This is a genomic window from Mycobacterium sp. BMJ-28 (assembly GCF_054404835.1).
The window spans coordinates 4,333,033-4,348,657 of sequence record NZ_CM136783.1; the positions used below are offsets into that span (position 1 = coordinate 4,333,033).

General features: G+C 66.0%; 17 protein-coding genes. 12 read left to right on the forward strand and 5 right to left on the reverse strand.

All coding sequences use genetic code 11. The annotated features are described in order from the left end of the window. The first annotated feature begins 21 nt into the window (after window positions 1-21). The 4 genes from ACXPWS_RS21560 to ACXPWS_RS21575 all read left to right on the forward strand — a co-directional run bounded on the left by ACXPWS_RS21560 (window position 22) and on the right by ACXPWS_RS21575 (window position 2,313). Window positions 22-1,023, forward strand: a complete 1,002-nt coding sequence (locus ACXPWS_RS21560; RefSeq protein ID WP_458713640.1) for a zinc-binding alcohol dehydrogenase family protein — start codon at window positions 22-24, stop codon at window positions 1,021-1,023. A 231-nt stretch (window positions 1,024-1,254) separates the two neighbouring features. Further along, window positions 1,255-1,680 carry a pyridoxamine 5'-phosphate oxidase family protein gene (locus ACXPWS_RS21565; protein ID WP_458708602.1) on the forward strand — a complete coding sequence of 142 codons (426 nt, stop codon included), beginning with the start codon at window positions 1,255-1,257 and terminating at the stop codon, window positions 1,678-1,680. Window positions 1,681-1,743: 63 nt separating this feature from the next. Then, window positions 1,744-1,902 (forward strand): hypothetical protein, encoded by a 159-nt coding sequence (locus tag ACXPWS_RS21570; protein WP_458708603.1) that lies wholly within the window; start codon window positions 1,744-1,746, stop codon window positions 1,900-1,902. Between the two features lie 42 nt (window positions 1,903-1,944). Then, window positions 1,945-2,313, forward strand: coding sequence for a SpoIIAA family protein (locus tag ACXPWS_RS21575; RefSeq protein ID WP_458708604.1), 369 nt, complete (start codon window positions 1,945-1,947; stop codon window positions 2,311-2,313). 119 nt (window positions 2,314-2,432) lie between these two features. Here ACXPWS_RS21575 and ACXPWS_RS21580 read toward each other — a convergent pair whose 3' ends face one another. Both ACXPWS_RS21580 and ACXPWS_RS21585 read right to left on the reverse strand, forming a co-directional pair. Next, window positions 2,433-2,879 carry a nuclear transport factor 2 family protein gene (locus ACXPWS_RS21580; protein WP_458708605.1) on the reverse strand — a complete coding sequence of 149 codons (447 nt, stop codon included), beginning with the start codon at window positions 2,877-2,879 and terminating at the stop codon, window positions 2,433-2,435. Between the two features lie 3 nt (window positions 2,880-2,882). Beyond that, the gene (locus ACXPWS_RS21585; protein WP_458708606.1) at window positions 2,883-3,704 is read right to left on the reverse strand and encodes a mycofactocin-coupled SDR family oxidoreductase; all 822 of its coding nucleotides are present in this window, start codon (window positions 3,702-3,704) and stop codon (window positions 2,883-2,885) included. Between the two features lie 84 nt (window positions 3,705-3,788). On the opposite strand from ACXPWS_RS21585, the gene ACXPWS_RS21590 reads away from it, so the two are divergent. The 3 genes from ACXPWS_RS21590 to ACXPWS_RS21600 are packed head-to-tail and all read left to right on the forward strand — an operon-like array spanning window position 3,789 to window position 7,097. Continuing rightward, on the forward strand, window positions 3,789-4,823 hold the full coding sequence (locus ACXPWS_RS21590; protein WP_458708607.1) for an aromatic ring-hydroxylating oxygenase subunit alpha: 1,035 nt from the start codon (window positions 3,789-3,791) through the stop codon (window positions 4,821-4,823). Further along, complete coding sequence (locus ACXPWS_RS21595) at window positions 4,820-5,410, forward strand: isochorismatase family protein (RefSeq protein WP_458708608.1); 591 nt, start codon at window positions 4,820-4,822, stop codon at window positions 5,408-5,410. Before ACXPWS_RS21590 ends, ACXPWS_RS21595 begins: the two co-directional genes overlap by 4 nt. Window positions 5,411-5,420: 10 nt before the next feature. Further along, window positions 5,421-7,097: an acyl-CoA synthetase gene (locus ACXPWS_RS21600; protein ID WP_458708609.1), complete on the forward strand. Its 1,677-nt coding sequence runs from the start codon at window positions 5,421-5,423 to the stop codon at window positions 7,095-7,097. Here the strand turns inward: ACXPWS_RS21600 and ACXPWS_RS21605 are convergent. Next, window positions 7,084-8,553, reverse strand: a complete 1,470-nt coding sequence (locus ACXPWS_RS21605) for an aldehyde dehydrogenase family protein (protein ID WP_458708610.1) — start codon at window positions 8,551-8,553, stop codon at window positions 7,084-7,086. The two genes, ACXPWS_RS21600 and ACXPWS_RS21605, sit on opposite strands and share 14 nt — an antisense overlap. Before the next feature lie 177 nt (window positions 8,554-8,730). Here ACXPWS_RS21605 and ACXPWS_RS21610 point away from each other — a divergent pair, with 177 nt between their 5' ends. Continuing rightward, window positions 8,731-9,954 (forward strand): cytochrome P450, encoded by a 1,224-nt coding sequence (locus tag ACXPWS_RS21610; protein WP_458708611.1) that lies wholly within the window; start codon window positions 8,731-8,733, stop codon window positions 9,952-9,954. A 21-nt stretch (window positions 9,955-9,975) separates the two neighbouring features. On the opposite strand, the gene ACXPWS_RS21615 is transcribed toward ACXPWS_RS21610, so the two are convergent. After that, complete coding sequence (locus tag ACXPWS_RS21615) at window positions 9,976-11,445, reverse strand: aldehyde dehydrogenase family protein (protein WP_458713641.1); 1,470 nt, start codon at window positions 11,443-11,445, stop codon at window positions 9,976-9,978. A gap of 166 nt (window positions 11,446-11,611) precedes the next feature. On the opposite strand from ACXPWS_RS21615, the gene ACXPWS_RS21620 reads away from it, so the two are divergent. Genes ACXPWS_RS21620 through ACXPWS_RS21630 form a run of 3 tightly spaced genes read left to right on the forward strand, consistent with a single transcriptional unit; the run spans window position 11,612 to window position 14,420 of the window. Further along, a complete protein-coding gene (locus ACXPWS_RS21620) occupies window positions 11,612-12,037 on the forward strand; it encodes a Zn-ribbon domain-containing OB-fold protein (RefSeq protein ID WP_458708612.1) in 426 nt (141 codons plus the stop codon). Next, window positions 12,034-13,179, forward strand: a complete 1,146-nt coding sequence (locus tag ACXPWS_RS21625) for a thiolase family protein (RefSeq protein ID WP_458708613.1) — start codon at window positions 12,034-12,036, stop codon at window positions 13,177-13,179. The genes ACXPWS_RS21620 and ACXPWS_RS21625 overlap by 4 nt, the downstream gene beginning before the upstream one ends. An 8-nt stretch (window positions 13,180-13,187) precedes the next feature. Next, window positions 13,188-14,420, forward strand: a complete 1,233-nt coding sequence (locus ACXPWS_RS21630) for an amidohydrolase family protein (RefSeq protein ID WP_458708614.1) — start codon at window positions 13,188-13,190, stop codon at window positions 14,418-14,420. A gap of 17 nt (window positions 14,421-14,437) precedes the next feature. On the opposite strand, the gene ACXPWS_RS21635 is transcribed toward ACXPWS_RS21630, so the two are convergent. Next, window positions 14,438-15,004: a TetR/AcrR family transcriptional regulator gene (locus tag ACXPWS_RS21635; RefSeq protein ID WP_458708615.1), complete on the reverse strand. Its 567-nt coding sequence runs from the start codon at window positions 15,002-15,004 to the stop codon at window positions 14,438-14,440. A gap of 198 nt (window positions 15,005-15,202) precedes the next feature. Between ACXPWS_RS21635 and ACXPWS_RS21640 the strand changes: the two genes are divergently transcribed. Continuing rightward, on the forward strand, window positions 15,203-15,559 hold the full coding sequence (locus ACXPWS_RS21640; RefSeq protein ID WP_458708616.1) for a nitroreductase family deazaflavin-dependent oxidoreductase: 357 nt from the start codon (window positions 15,203-15,205) through the stop codon (window positions 15,557-15,559). The last annotated feature ends 66 nt before the right edge of the window (window positions 15,560-15,625 follow it).

A 15,625-nucleotide genomic window follows, 5' to 3' on the forward strand; every position in this document is an offset into this window, starting at 1 on the left:
GAGGCTGTGGCAGCGTTGACCATGCGGGCATGGCGGGTGCGCAGCCCTGGGCCATTGACCACCCGCCCGCTCGAGCTGGTCACCACCGATGTCGGCGAGCCGGTCGGCGATGAGGTGTTGATCGCCGTGCACACCTGTGGGGTGTGCCGCACCGACCTGCACGTCACCGAGGGAGACCTACCGGTGCACCGGCCTCGTGTCGTCCCCGGCCATGAGGTGGTCGGCGAGGTGGTCGCGCTGGGACCCGGTGCCGCCGGTCTCGGCGTCGGCGACCGGGTGGGTGTCGCGTGGCTGAGGCACACCTGCGGACAGTGTCGGTACTGCCGCTCCGGTCGCGAAAACCTGTGTCCCGAGTCGCGTTACACCGGATGGGACGCAGACGGCGGTTACGCGGAGTTCGTCACCGCGCCCGCCCCTTACGTTCACCAGCTACCGGCGGGCTATTCCAGCACCGAGCTCGCACCGCTGCTGTGCGCGGGCATCATCGGCTACCGATCGCTGCAGCGCGCCGACCTTCCCTCAGGTGGACGCCTGGGCATCTACGGGTTCGGCGGCAGCGCGCATCTGACCGCGCAGGTCGCTCTGGCCCAAGGTGCCGAGGTCCATGTGATGACCCGTGGAGAACAGGCCCGGGAGCTGGCCATGGCACTGGGGGCCACATCGGCACAGGGTCCCAGCGACCGCCCGCCGGTCCCGCTGGATTCGGCCATTCTCTTTGCGCCGGTGGGTGATCTGGTGTTGCCGGCGTTGGAGGCGTTGGACCGCGGTGGCACGCTTGCCGTCGCGGGCATCCACCTCAGCGACATCCCGGTGTTGAACTACCAGCGGCACCTTTTTCAGGAGCGACAGGTCCGTTCGGTGACATCGAATACCCGTGCCGACGCACGCGAATTCCTTGCATTCGCCGGCCGGCACCGGATCGAGGTGAGCGGTCCGGAGTACCCGCTGGACCGGGCCGACACCGCGCTGGACGATTTGCGCTCCGGCCGGATCGCCGGTGCGGCGGTACTACACATCGCGTGACGTCACGCCCGGTCCAGCGGAGTGTTCGGGGCCGAGGTGCCTCTCTGTACTCATTGCGTGCTCCTCTGCGACGAGAACTGTCTCGATCCCATCGCACTCGACCCGACCTGCGATAGGGGCGGAAGTCCTTGACACGCCAGTCGAACTCGACCGGTTGCGCTTGCCGTTGTGAACCCGGCGAAGGACTTTTTGCCCTGTTTTCAACGCGGGCCGGTCCGTAACGTCACGGTCATGACGCCAGATACCCAACCCGTCACCGTCCTTTCCGAAAGCGAATGCTGGAGCTTGCTCGGCGGCGTAACGCTCGGCCGGCTGGTGACCAGTGTCGACGGTGATCCTGAGATCTTTCCGGTGAACTTCGTGGTTCAGCACCGCACGATACTGTTCCGCACCGCCGAAGGCACCAAGTTGGCCGGCACCGCGATCAACAAGAACGTGTTGTTCGAGGCTGACGGCAATACGATCACCGAGGGCTGGAGTGTTGTTGTCCGAGGCTTGGCGCGAACGCCGCGGACTGACGACGATGTCCACGACGCCGAACAGGCCTCGCTCTATCCCTGGACTGCCACGTCCAAACCGCATTTCGTCCGGATCCGACCGGTACGGGTCACCGGACGGCGGTTCATCTTTGGTCCAGAACCCATCGCTGACAGGTGATTCGACGACCGTCGGCGCTACCCAGAGGTGGACATCGAAGCCATTGCGGTAGCCGGAAACCCGATGAACTATCTCACCGGTCACGCCGACAGCGTTGGACTGATTGTGCTGGGTCACGACACCGCCAACCAGTTGACCGAACTCGGCGACCCGGGTGTCTACGCCGCACTCGCCGACCTGAACTGCTCCATGCTCATCGCACCTCGGCATGCACCCTGGTGACCCTCACCCGGCGGAACTCCACACCAGTTCAAGGAGAAATCGATGATCGAAGTACTGCCGGACATGCCGCAGGGAGTGATCGGCATTCGCGTGTCAGGTCGCCTGCTCGGTGCGGATCTGCGTGAGTTCCGGCCAACCATGCAGGGCTTGCTGAAGGAGCGCGATATCAGGATTGTCGAGGTCATCGCGCCCGACTACGAGGGTTTCGGTCCCGGCGGGTTGGTCGAGGACCTGAAGCTCGGATTCGGCGAACTCCTGCACCATCATTCGTCGTTCAGACGGATCGCGGTGGTGTCAGATAAGGACTGGGTCGCCCACACCTTGCACGCACTGGCGTGGATGGTCCCCGGCGAGTTGGCGATATTCAAACTCGACGAGCTTGAGCAGGCCAAGGCATGGGCGGCGGGCTGACACGCTTTCTGGATGGGCGAAGTACAGCGGCGAGAATTCGCATCCCCTCCTCCCGCAGTTTGTGCGGTGCGTACAGACGGGAGAAGCCGGCCCCGATCACGACGACGTCGTAGTCGCGGCTACTGGTCATCGGCGCCCTGAGTGAACTGCAGAATCGTCCGGGTCAGGTGCAGGCTGGTGATCACCCAACCGCCGGAACGTTTCTCGTACGTCTCGTGATAGTGCCCGGCACCGAACAACTGACCGCCGTTGGGAAAGAGCAGCAGATCCTCCATCGCCCAGATCGCGCTGGCGGTGGTGTCCGAGACGAGGGTGATCTCCGGGGTGTGACAGTGATGTTTGGTCTGCGCGCCCTCGACACCGCCGAGCACGACGGGCAGGAATTCGTCCAAGCCGTGCAGTTCGGGAGCGGTCTGGCCGTCGGCGCCGCCGGTCGAGATCGCCATGTCGAGTTTGACCACCACCTCCGGGGCGAACACCGTCTTCCACGCCTCGATGTCCTTGGTGTCCAGGAACCGGCAGTAGCGGGCCTTGAGTTGGCGGATCGCCTCGAAATCGTCGGTCATGATCTAGAACTGTGCCATCCCGTTGTCGATCGACAGGGCGATCGCGCTGATGTGCCTGGCCTCATCGGAGGCCAGCCAGACCGCCGACGCGGCGATGTCCTCCGGCTCGACGATCCAGTTCGGGGTGAACGGCGTGCCCATTTGCACCAGGGCGGGATTGGTCTCGAACGCCTTGTTCAGCGCCGTCACCATGTCGCCGGTACCCATCGAGGTGTTGACCGGTCCGGGGTGCAGGCTGTTGACCCGGATGTGGTGCTTGCCCAGTTCGGCCGCGAAGGCGCGCGCCATGCCGGTCACGGCATGCTTGCTGGCGGTGTAGTGCACCATGAACGCCTGCATCTTCACCCCCGCAAGCGAACTGACCAGGATGATCGAGCCGCCCCGCCCACCGTCGATGATGTGTTGGGCGCCGGCCATCACGGTGTTCCAGGTGCCGATCACGTTGACATCGATGGTGTCACGGAATGACTCCGGCGTGATGTCGTGCCATGCCTCGGGAATGGTGATGCCGGCGTTGGCGACGATGACGTCGAGGCGGCCGAGTTCGGTCACACCGTCGGCGACGGCCGACATCAGGGCGTCATAGTCGCGGACATCGACGACGCGGTGGAAGATCCGTCGCCCGGTGGCCTTGACCAGGTCGACGGTTTCGGCGAATTCGTCGGCCGTGGCCGACAGATAGGGAACCTTCGCCGGCAACGGCCCGGCGATGTCCACCGCGATGATATCCGCGCCCTCGTTAGCCATCCGCACCGCATGTGCCCGGCCCTGGCCACGTGCCGCACCCGTGATGAACGCGACCTTGTCGGTCAACAACCCTGGCATCGTGCTCCTTTGCATTTCCCGGCTCTTGCGGACGATACTACTGTAAGCTGTTCAGTAGCAGCTTCGGATCTGGAAGGTGTTCCCGTGGAGGTTCCGTTCACCTGGAAGGTCACCGGCTGGTTCATGATCGGCTGGTCGGCTGAGTTCGTCGCCGGGGAGACCCGCCCGCTGCGCTACTTCGGCGAGGATCTGGTGGCCTGGCGTGACTCCGACGGCGCGCTGCACCTGATGGAAGGCCATTGCAAACACCTCGGCGCGCATCTGGGCCACGGCGGCAAGATCGTCGGCGACTGCGTGGAATGTCCCTTCCATGGCTGGCGGTGGGGACCCGATGGCACCAACCGCTACATCCCGTATCAGCCCGACAAACCCAACCGCGGCCTGCGGCTGCGAACCTATCCGATCCAGGAACAGCACGGCTGCGTGTTCATGTGGTTCCAGCCGCACGGCGAGCCCCCACACTGGGAACTGCCCGATATCTTCGACAAGTTCCCGCAGTTCCCGACCGATCCCGACGCGTTCTACCGGCCCTACCCCGAGTTCTCCCGGTTTGCCGAGAACGAACCGGTGCATCCGCAGATCGTGGCCGAGAACGGCCCTGACAGTGCGCATTTCCGCTATGTGCACCGCGCCTCCGTCACCCCGGTCTGCCTGGACTGGAAGGTCGTGGACAACGAGTGGCAGTTTCTCACCGGTTGGCCCGACGCTCGCAGCGATGATCCCGACAAGATGTCGCTCTACATCCACAGCCACTTCTCCGGGCTGGGTTTCGCGATCAGCGCCTTCGAGGGCGCGGCCGAGCACCGGCTGATCTTCGCCTGCACACCGGTCGATGACCAGGTGTCGAACATGTTCTATTCGATCTGGTGGCCCAAGTCGCCCGGCGACACCTCAGACGTCCCACCCGAGGATGTCCGCAAACGTGTCGAAAAACAGTATCTGGTGACGGTCTGGGACGATCTCGGCATCTGGCGTCACCAGAAATACATCGAGCGGCCGTCGCTGTCCAAGATCGACGCGAAACCGTATATGGCCATGCGGAAATGGGCGCAGCAGTTCTATGAGGTGCCACCCGCCGGGGCGAGCGAAGCGACGGGGATTGTCAAGGCGAACGCGTGACCACGGCCGTCATCACCCAGGAACTCCAGGGTGCGGTGGTGGGCCCGAACGCCGGACTGGCCGTGCTCGCCGAAGAGGCCCGACGGGTGGCACTGCCCAATATCGCCCGGTTACTCCCCGCCGCCCGGGCCGCCGGTCACCATGTCGTGCACTGCCTGGTGCAGCGCCGGCCCGACGGATTGGGTTCCAATCACAACGCCAGGTTGTTCGCCGCCGGAAAGCGCTCGGTCGACATCGCCCCTGGCAGCGCGGGAGCCACGCTGCTGACCGAATTCGGTCCGGAGCCAACGGATCTGGTATTGACCCGCTGGCATGGAGTCGGACCGATGGGTGGCACCGACCTCGACGCCGTCCTGCGCAATCTGGGCGTCACCACCGTCGTCGCTGTCGGGGTTTCACTGAATATCGCCATCCCCAGCCTCGTGATGGATGCCGTCAACGCCGGCTACCGGGTGGTGCTCCCCCGCGACGCCGTTGCCGGCATTCCCGCCGAATACGGTGAGGCGGTCATCGACAACAGCCTGGCCCTGTTGGCCACCGTCACCACCACCGCTGAACTCATCCGAGACTGGAGCGCCCATGGCTGAGGATTGCCCGATGTTCACCGTTTCCGCCGTGGCCGAGGCCGTCGCCGCCGCGATACCCGATCGGACACTGGTCACCCAGGGCACCCGTCGCCACAGCTATCGCGATATCGTGCGACGATCGAATCGGCTTGCGGCTTACCTCTATTCGCGCGGTTTGGGCTGTCACACCGACCGCGAGTCGCTGGCCGGCCATCAGGTGGGCCAGGATCTGCTCGGCATCTACGCCTATAACGGGGCCGAGTTCGTCGAGGGCCTATTGGGCGCGTTCCGGGCCCGTGTCGCACCGTTCAACGTCAACTACCGCTACGTCAAGAACGAATTGCAGTATCTGCTGGCCGATTCCGAGGCCTCGGCCCTGCTGTACCACGGCGCGTTCGCCCCCCGGGTCGCCGAGATCCGGGATGAGCTGCCGAATCTCAAGGTGCTCATCCAGATCGCCGACGGGTCCGGAAACGAGCTGCTGGACGGTGCCGTCGACTACGAGGCGATCGTCACCGCCGAGGCCCCCGCGCCGCCGGTACAGCCCTCCCCTGACGATCTCTATGTCCTCTACACCGGCGGCACCACCGGGATGCCCAAGGGGGTGCTCTGGCGCCAGCACGACATCTTCATGACCGCGTTCGGCGGCCGCAATATGGTCACCGGTGAGCCGGCCGGCTCCATCGAGGAGATCGCCGTCCGGGCCGGCGAGCACCCCGGCACCAAACTGCTGATCCTGCCGCCGTTGATTCACGGCGCCGCCCAGTGGGCGGCGATGACGGCGATCACCACCGGCCAGACACTCGTATTCCCGAGCACGGTGGACCGTTTCGACGCCGACGAGGTGATGCGCGCCATCGAATGCGAGCAGGTGCTGGTGGCCACCGTGGTCGGCGACGCGATGGCCCGGCCGCTGCTGGCGGCCCTCCAGCGCAGCGTGCGCGACGGCTCCCCGGACGTCTCCACCCTGGCCGTGGTGGCCAATGGTGGCGCGCAGCTGACCCCGCACGTCAAGCAGCAGCTGATCGACGCCAAACCGGGTCTCATCGTCATCGATGGCGTCGGTTCCTCGGAGACCGGCGCGCAGATGAGTCACATGTCCGCCCCGGGCGCCATCTCCACCGGCACGTTCAACGCGGGTCCCGATACCTGCGTGGTGGCAGAGGATTTCACCGCGATCCTGCCCCCGGCCCACGACGGCCTCGGCTGGCTGGCTCAGCGCGGCTACGTGCCGCTGGGCTACAAGGGCGACGCCGCAAAGACCGCGGCGACATTCCCGGTCATCGACGGAGTGCGGTTCGCGGTGCCCGGCGACCGGGCCCGCCACCTGGCCGGCGGCGCCATCGAACTGCTGGGCCGCGACTCCGTCACCATCAACTCCGGGGGCGAGAAGATCTTCGCCGAGGAGGTCGAGTCGGCCATCGCCTCCCATCCCGCGGTGGCCGACGTCGTGGTCGCCGGGCGCCCGAGCGAGCGATGGGGTTCCGAGGTGGTCGCGGTGGTCGCCCTCGCCGAAGGCGCGCAGATCGACGCAGACGAACTCATCCGGCACTGCGAAACATCCATTGCGCGTTACAAACTGCCCAAGGCGGTGGTGTTCCGCCCGGTGATCGAGCGCAGCCCGGCCGGCAAGGCCGACTACCGGTGGGCCCGCGAGCAGGCAGACCTGGGCGAGCACAGCGACGGGAAATCGCTCAGCGGTTCTTGAGACGGCGCCGGGTGCGCCGACGCGCCATGGCCAGGGAGAGGTCGGCGTACATTCGCATCCCACGCCGGAACGGTGGTGCGGCGCTTCCGGTCATACTGAACGGCAGATCCGTGCCCACCACCGTGCGCTGATGACTGAACGTGTCGAAACCCGCCTTACCGTGGTAGGCGCCCATTCCGCTGCGACCGACACCGCCGAACGGAGCGGCCGACGGGATCATCTGCGCGGCGAAGTCGTTGCGCGCCACGCCCCCGCTTCGGGTATGGGCGACGAACCTGCGGAAAGCGGCACCCTCGGGTCCGTACCAATAGGCCACCAGCGGGGCCGGCCGGGCGTTGATGTAGTCGATCGCCTGCGTCAGGTCCGCGTACCCCTGCACCACCAGCACGGGCCCGAAGATCTCCTCCGAAGCGATCAGCATCGAGTCGTCGATGCCCCGCACGATGGTCGGGGCGATCTTGCGACGGCCCCGGTCCGGCAGGACCTCCCCCGGTGGTGCCACGGCCTCCACCGCGGCACCGCGGGCGCGCGCGTCGTCGATCAGGCCCAGCACGCGGTCGAAGTTGGCCTCGTTCACGTTTGAGCAGTAGTCGTCATTGGCGATGATCGTCGGGAACATCCGGCGCAGCGTCTGGCGGGCGACGTCGACAAATTCGCCGATCTTATGCTCGGGTACCAGCACATAGTCGGGACACACACAGACCTGACCGCCGTTCACCATGCGCGCCTGCGCGATCCGGGTGGCCGACCGGTGGATGTCCGCATCCGGCGCCACCACCACGGGGTTCTTGCCGCCCAGTTCCAGCGTCACCGGAACCAGATTCTGCGCCGCCGCCCGCTGCACCAACGACCCGACACCGGGCGAGCCGGTGAAGAACAGGTGGTCGAACGGCAACGCCGAGAAGTCGGCCGCCACGTGGGCGCCGCCGGTGATCACCACCAGTTCGGTTTCGTCGAAGTAGTCCGGCGCCAAGGCACTCATGACCTCGGCTGTGTGCGAGGTGATTTCGGACATCTTGATCATCACCCGGTTGCCTGCGGCGAAGGCCGCTGCGGCCGGCAGCACCACCAGGTTCACCGGGAAGTTCCACGGGCCGATGATCCCGACGACACCCAGCGGGGCTGGCTCCACCTCGGCACGCACACCGGTGATCCGGGCGGCGCGCATCAACGTGGTGGACCGCATCCATTGCGCCACATGGGCCCTGGTGTGCTCGATTACCGGGATGATGCCGACCACTTCGGTGAACAGGGACGCCGCACGGGATCTGGTGCCGAAATCGGCAGCCATGGCATCGACGAAGGTGTCGGTGTTGTCGAGCACCAATGCCATCAACCGGTCGATGCGATGCCGTCTGACGCCGACGTCCGGTGGCCCGTCGGCGATGAAGGACCGCCGCTGACGTTCCAGTACGGCGCGCATGTCCATCCCGACGCGCTCATCGGTTGTGCTCATAGCCGTTCAACTCCCTCCGGTAAGGGCCACGGTATCAGTCGCCGTACCCGCACGTACCCATACCGACGCGTCGGGATCGCCGCTGGAAAACACCATGTTTCGACCCGACGGGACGGTCTACTGTAATCTTTACCGTAATTACCCTCTGTATGGCCCGGACGAAGGTGGGAAACAGGCGTGGAAAGCCAGACTCAGGACGACATCACCGGGGGCCTCCCGGACCAATCGTTCAATCTGTTGCGCGACCCGTATCCCCTCTTCGCCGCGCACCGCGCCCAGCACGGGGTGTTCGAGGGCAGCGTCATGGACTGGTCCAAGACGCCCGACGAATTCAAGCCCGAGAATCAGTTCGCGGCGGTGTCCTACGATGCCGTCAACACTGTCTTCCGGGACGGCAAGTCGTTCAACTCCAAGATCTACGACGACACTATCGGCCTGTTCATCGGTCCGTCCATCCTCGCGATGGAGGGCCCGCTGCACCGGGCACACCGCAACCTGGTCACCACGGCATTCAAGGCGAAATCACTCAAGCGATGGGAGCCGGAGATCGTCCGGCCCATCTGCGAGCAGCTGATCGACGAGTTCGTCCAGACCGGCAGCGCGGACCTGGTCGGCGACTTCACCTTCGAGTTCCCGACCCGGGTGATCTCCAAGCTGCTGGGCCTGCCCGAGGAGGATCTCGGGTGGTTCCGCCAACGGGCCGTCGAACTGATCAGCTACCACGTCAAGTACAAGCGCGCCTTCGAGGCGTCGGCCGAGCTGAAGGACTACTTCCTCAACCAGATCGAGCTGCGCCGGTCCGCCCCCACCGAGGACATCATCGGTGATCTCGTCACCGCCGAGGTCGATGGTGAGAAGCTCACCGACGAGGCGATCTACTCGTTCTTGCGACTGTTGCTGCCCGCCGGGCTGGAGACGACCTACCGCTCGTCGGGCAACCTGCTGTACCTGCTGCTCACCCACCGCGAGCAGTTCGCGGCCGTGCAATCCGATCATGACCTGATCGGCCAAGCCATCGAAGAGGCACTGCGGTTCGAGACACCGCTGACCACGGTCCAGCGTTCGGCCAGTGCCGAGACCGAACTGGGCGGGGTGAAGCTACCCGCCGGTGCGGTGATCGACGTGTGCATCGGTTCGGCCAATCGCGACGAGCGTCGCTGGGATCGCCCCGAAGAGTTCGACATCTTCCGGAAACGACTGCCGCACATCACCTTCGCCGCGGGTGAGCACACCTGCCTGGGCTTGCACCTGGCCCGGATGGAGACGCGGGTGGCGCTCGAGTGCCTGCTCGGCCGGGTCACCAATATCGAGCTCGACACCACCGGCGACCCGCACATCTTCGGTCAGCCGTTCCGCTCCCCAACCGCCATTCCCGTCACGTTCGACCCTGCGCCCAAGTGATTTCGACGCGTCCCATATCGCTCAGGACGCCGGACGCGGCAGCCGCCACCCGATGGTCTTGGTTTCGGTGTACTGCGCGAAACCCTCGATGCCGCACTGCCTGCCGACCCCGCTGTTCTTGAACCCACCGAACGGGGCATCGGCGCCGTAGTACATACCGCCGTTGACACCGATCGCGCCGGTCCGGATCCGGCGCGCGACGCCCATGGCACGCTCCGGCGAACGCGACACCACCGCACCGGCCAGGCCGAAGGCACTGTCGTTGGCGAGCCGCACCGCGGCCTCGTCATCGTCGAACGGGATGAGCACCAGCACCGGTCCGAACACCTCGTCGCGAGCGATCGACGACGTCGCCGGGTCGGCGCCGACGATCAGGGTCGGTGTCACGAAGTGCCCACCGGCCAGGTGCGCGGGCAGTCCCTCGACCGGTCCGCCGCCCACCACGATCTCGGCCCCGGCTCGGCGCGCCGCCGCGATGGCGTCGAGCACCCTGGCTTTCTGTGCCGCGCTGATCAACGGTCCCACCAGCGTGCTGGGCAGCGCCGGATCACCGACCGGGATCGCGGCCAACGCCGCCGTCACACTTGCCACGGCTTCGTCGAACAGGCTGCGGTGCACCAGCATCCGGGTGTTCGCCGCGCACGCCTGGCCGGCGTGCACGCAGGCCCCGATCGCGCCCGCGCCGATGTGGGCCGGGTTCGCGTCGTCGAGCACGATCATCGCCGACTTGCCTCCGAGCTCCAGGAACATGCGCTTCATGGTGTCGGCACCGGCTCGCATGAGGTGTTTCCCGACGGCGGTGGATCCGGTGAACGACACCATGTCGACGCGGGCGTCGGTGCCCAGTAGCCCGGCCACCTCGTTGGACGGGGTGGGCACCACATTGACCACCCCGGGCGGGATGTCGGTGTGCTCGGCGATCAACCGGCCCAGCCGGGTAGCGTTCCACGGGGTGTGCGGGTCCGGCTTTAGCACCACGGTGTTCCCGGCCGCCAGCGCCGGGCCGAGCTTGTTCAGGATGACCTCGATGGGAAAATTCGACGGCGTGATGGCGGCGACCACACCGACGGGCTCCTTGACCACGGTGCGGGCGTTGCGCTCACCGAACAACCCACCGCCGTCGAGGCGGCGCTCCCACTCGAACTCATCGATCAGCCGGACCGGGTAGCGCAACGCGTCGGTCAGCGGCCAGTCCAATTGTGCATTCTGCGTCGTCATCGCCGGACAGCCCACCTCGGCGATCAATTCCTCACGCAAATCCTCTTTCTCGGCCTCGATGGCGTCCTGCAGCTGCATCAACACCCGCCGCCGCAACACCCGATTGGTCGACCAGTCACCGTCATCGAAAGCGCGCCGGGCCGCGGCAATGGCGGCGTCCATATCCTCGGCCCCCGCAGCCGCCGTAGCGCCGAGGACGGCACCGGTGGCCGGGCTGACGTTGTCGAACTCGGCGCCCGACACCGCGACCACCAGCCGCCCATCGATCAGCATGCGCTTCTCGGCGCGGGCCGCGGCGCGGCCACCGATCTGCACGCTGGTGGTCTGTTCTGCGACCAACTCGCTCACCGCATCCTCCGCTCTGTGAGACCGACCCGACATACGTTACTGTAAGAATTACAGTTGGTTCGTTCAGTTACCGATTCCGCAGGAGGCGCCCATGCAGACAGCACTGGCACCGGAGATCTCGACGTGGCCGGACGCCGACCCCGCGCTGATCGGCAGCCGTTGCGGCGCATGCTCGGCCGTGACGTTCCCGGTGCAGCGCCGCTGCCCGAGGTGCAGCAGTGCTGCCATGACCGACGAACTGCTGCCCCGCCGCGGCACCCTGGTGGCCTGGACCACCCAGGGCTTTCCACCCGGACCGCCGTACCGGGGACCCACCGGCGAGAAGTTCGTGCCGTTCGGGGTCGGCTTGATCCAGCTCGGCGATACGCTGCGGGTCGAGGGACGGCTCACCGAAAACGACCCTGCCAAACTGCAATTCGGCATGACAGTCGAATTGACGATGGTCCCGTTGTACACCGGCGAGGACGGTGACGAGACGATCACCTTCGCTTTCGCCCCCACCCGAGGAGCTCGATGAACGACGTCGCCATCATCGGTGTCGGCCTGCACCCGTTCGGCCGGTTCGAGGGCAAGTCCGCGATGGAGATGGGCGTGGACGCCATCTTCGCCGCCGTCGCCGACGCCGGCGTGGACTGGAAGGACGTCGGCGCCGCCACCGGTGGCAGCTGGACGGTCGCCAACCCGGACGCCATCGTCGGCATGGTCGGACTGTCGGGCATCCCGTTCACCAACGTGTTCAACGCCTGCGCGACGGCGGCGTCCGCGGCCAAGGTGTGCGCCGACGGAATCCGGCTTGGCGACTACGACATCGGCATCGCCGTCGGACTGGACAAGCACCCGCGCGGTGCCTTCACCGAAGACCCGGCCCTGGTCGGCATGCCACGCTGGTACGCCGAGAACGGTCAATACCTGACCACCCAGTTCTTCGGCATGAAGGCCAACCGTTACCTGCACGAACACCACATCTCCCAGCGCACCCTGGCCAAGGTGGCCAACAAGAATCTGCGCAACGGGGCCCTGAACCCGAACGCGTTCCGCCGCAAGCCGATCTCCGAGGATGACATCCTCAACTCGACAATGCTGAATTACCCATTGACCCAGTACATGTTCTGCGCCCCCGACGAGGGGGCCGCCGCGGTGGTCATGTGCCGCGCCGATATCGCCCACCGTTACACCGCCAAACCGGTGTACCTCAAGGCGGTCGAGATCCGCACCCGCCGCTACGGCGCCTACGAGGTCAATACCACCTGCGCCCCCGTCCAGGAGGATGTCGCGCCCACCGTGTATGCCGCCCGCGCCGCCTTCGAAAAGGCCGGTGTCGCACCCGAAGACGTCGACGTGGTGCAGCTGCAGGACACCGACGCCGGAGCCGAGGTCATCCACATGGCCGAATGCGGGTTCTGCGCCGACGGAGATCAGGAGAAGCTGCTGGCCGACGGTGCCACCGAGATCGGCGGCACCTTGCCGGTCAACACCGACGGCGGTCTGATCGCCAATGGCGAGCCGATCGGGGCGTCCGGGCTGCGCCAGATCCACGAGCTGGTCCGCCAGCTGCGCGGCGAGGCAGGCGACCGTCAGGTCCCCGGCAACCCCAAGGTCGGTTTCGCCCAGCTGTACGGCGCTCCCGGCACCGCCGGCGCCACCGTACTCACCCTCTGAGGAATCTGATGACCGAACAGTTCCGGGATGCACCGATTTTCGACGCCGACCAGCACATGTACGAGACGGCCGATGCGCTGACCAAATTCCTGCCCGAGAAGTACAGCCGTGCAGTGCAGTACGCGCAGTTCGGCAGGCAGACCAGGATCGTGATCAACAACCGGGTCACCGACTTCATCCCGAACCCGACCTTCGAGCGGGTCGCCGCCCCGGGGGCACACGAGAAGTTCTTCGCCGGCGAGAACACCGAGGGACTGACGCTTCGGGAGATGCAGGGCAAGGCCATCGAGGCACCCGAAGCCACCCGCAGCCCGCAGGCCCGAGTGGAGGAACTGGACCGCCAGGGCGTCACCGAGGCACTGAACTACCCGACCCTGGGCAGCCTGGTGGAGCATTCCAGCGCCGACGACCCCGCGTTGACCCTGGCCATCGTGCACGCGCTCAACGAATGGATTCTCCAGCACTGGTCCTTCGATTATCAGAACCGGGTGTTCACCACCCCGATCATCAACCTGTCCGAGGTGGACGCCGCCCAACGCGAGCTGGCCTGGCTGCTGGACCACGGCGCCAAGGTGGCGCTGATCAAGCCCGGGCCGGTCAACGGCCTGCACGGGTGGCGCTCCCCCGCGCTTCCCGAGTTCGACCCGTTCTGGCGTGACGTCGAGGCCGCCGGACTGCCCATCGTGCTGCACGCCAGCTATCCGCCGCTGGACGACTACGTCGGCAGGTGGGAACCGCCCTACACACAGAACTTCATGGCCCAGAGCGCATTTCGCTGGATGGTGCTCGGCCATCGGGAGATCGCCGACATGCTCACCGCACTGATCTGCCACGGCACACTGACCCGGTTTCCCAGATTGCGGATCGCCAGCGTGGAGAACGGCAGTTCCTGGATCTCGCCGCTGTTCCACGATTTCGCCGACCTGTACAAGAAGATGCCACAGAACTTTCCCGAGCATCCGCACGACGTCTTCCGCCGCAACGTGTGGGTGAGCCCGTTCTGGGAGGGCTGCGTCTCCGACGTCGTCGAGACCGTCGGGTGGGACAAGGTGCTGTTCGGCTCGGACTATCCGCATCCAGAGGGGCTGCCCGAACCCAAGGGCTTCTGGAAGTACGCCGAGGGGATGGACACTCGCCGTACCTATGACTTCATGGGCGACAATGCACGCAGGTTCATGGGCCTCCCGCTGGCCAATCCCGATCCTGCGGCGATACATCCGCCGGCACTGACCGCGAGGTAGTCGTCCCGGATGTCAGGTCAGCCGTCACCAATCGCGGGATTCAGGATCCGGTTCGACAGGTCCAGGAGCGTGCGGTGCAGGTCCGCGTCGTCGATGTCGGCGAGCGATGGGTCGGCCACGGCATTGCCGACGCCGGCGAAAAACAGCGAAACCGCTATTCGGCCGGCCGGGTCGGGGTCCGGACCGTCCAGCAGTTCGCGTAATCGATCGGTGGCCGCCCGCAGTTCTCGCGGGGCAACCTCGGCCATCGCGGGATCGCCGACAAACACTGCCGCCAGTTGTCGGTGACGGACGGCCATTTCCACCAGTCCGCTGATCGCGACGGCCCGCCGCGCCTCCCAATCCGTCAGCGCCTCAGCGATTTTGATCAGGCGGGTGATGTCCTGCAGGATCGGCCGCAACACCTCCAGAACAATCTCCTCCTTGGCGGAGAATTGGTAGTAGACGGCCGCCTTGCTGACTCCGAGGCGCTCGGCGATCATCTTGAGCGACGTGCCATGCACCCCGTGTTCGGCGAACAGGGCAAGCGCGGCTTCGAGAACTCGGCCGCCGGCGAGTCCCCGTGGTGACACCGGCTTGGCCACGGCACGTCCTCTCCTACCCAGTCGCTGTTCGGGTGCCCCAGGCTAACGCGTCGCCGCCGATCCGCTGCATACGAGGACACCACCCATTAGCCTGCCGATCGGCTTGTCATAGTTTAGCGTGCAGCCTACTGTTAGTTTGGCGATTGGTTAACTAGCGCGGACCGATCCCCGCCGGCGCGGCGCGTGAGGGAGGCAACGATGAGCGATACCCGACTGATGCGAGTGATGGCCACGTTCAACCAACGTGTCACCAACCGGATGATCGGGTTGTTGGCACCCCACGTACCGCGGTGGGCGGTGCTCGTCCACCGCGGCCGCAAGTCTGGTGCCGAATACCGCACGCCGGTCGCCGTCACGATTCGCGACCGCTCGTTGATGGTGCCGATCGGGTACGGCGAGGAGTCCGACTGGGTGCGCAACCTGCTGGCGGCCGGCGGTGGCACATTGCTGCACCGCGGGAAGACCCAAGCCTTCACCAATCCCCGCATCATCGACCGCGACGAGGTTGCGGGATGGGGCCGGATCAAGCGGACCTTCGTCGCCGACTTCGTCTGACGGATTCGGGGCCCGCCGCGGCGCCCCAATTTAGTGTTTGACACGCCAGTCGACTATATGCCATGG

Bases quoted from the DNA above. Each gene is read 5' to 3' on its own strand.
- ACXPWS_RS21620 (WP_458708612.1), top strand. From the start codon at position 11,612: ATGCAGACAGCACTGGCACCGGAGATCTCGACGTGGCCGGACGCCGAC.
- ACXPWS_RS21575 (WP_458708604.1), top strand. From the start codon at position 1,945: ATGATCGAAGTACTGCCGGACATGCCGCAGGGAGTGATCGGCATTCGC.
- ACXPWS_RS21560 (WP_458713640.1), top strand. From the start codon at position 22: ATGCGGGCATGGCGGGTGCGCAGCCCTGGGCCATTGACCACCCGCCCG.
- ACXPWS_RS21570 (WP_458708603.1), top strand. From the start codon at position 1,744: ATGAACTATCTCACCGGTCACGCCGACAGCGTTGGACTGATTGTGCTG.
- ACXPWS_RS21625 (WP_458708613.1), top strand. From the start codon at position 12,034: ATGAACGACGTCGCCATCATCGGTGTCGGCCTGCACCCGTTCGGCCGG.
- ACXPWS_RS21640 (WP_458708616.1), top strand. From the start codon at position 15,203: ATGAGCGATACCCGACTGATGCGAGTGATGGCCACGTTCAACCAACGT.
- ACXPWS_RS21630 (WP_458708614.1), top strand. From the start codon at position 13,188: ATGACCGAACAGTTCCGGGATGCACCGATTTTCGACGCCGACCAGCAC.
- ACXPWS_RS21585 (WP_458708606.1), bottom strand. From the start codon at position 3,704: ATGCCAGGGTTGTTGACCGACAAGGTCGCGTTCATCACGGGTGCGGCA.
- ACXPWS_RS21615 (WP_458713641.1), bottom strand. From the start codon at position 11,445: ATGCTGATCGATGGGCGGCTGGTGGTCGCGGTGTCGGGCGCCGAGTTC.
- ACXPWS_RS21580 (WP_458708605.1), bottom strand. From the start codon at position 2,879: ATGACCGACGATTTCGAGGCGATCCGCCAACTCAAGGCCCGCTACTGC.
- ACXPWS_RS21600 (WP_458708609.1), top strand. From the start codon at position 5,421: ATGTTCACCGTTTCCGCCGTGGCCGAGGCCGTCGCCGCCGCGATACCC.
- ACXPWS_RS21605 (WP_458708610.1), bottom strand. From the start codon at position 8,553: ATGAGCACAACCGATGAGCGCGTCGGGATGGACATGCGCGCCGTACTG.
- ACXPWS_RS21565 (WP_458708602.1), top strand. From the start codon at position 1,255: ATGACGCCAGATACCCAACCCGTCACCGTCCTTTCCGAAAGCGAATGC.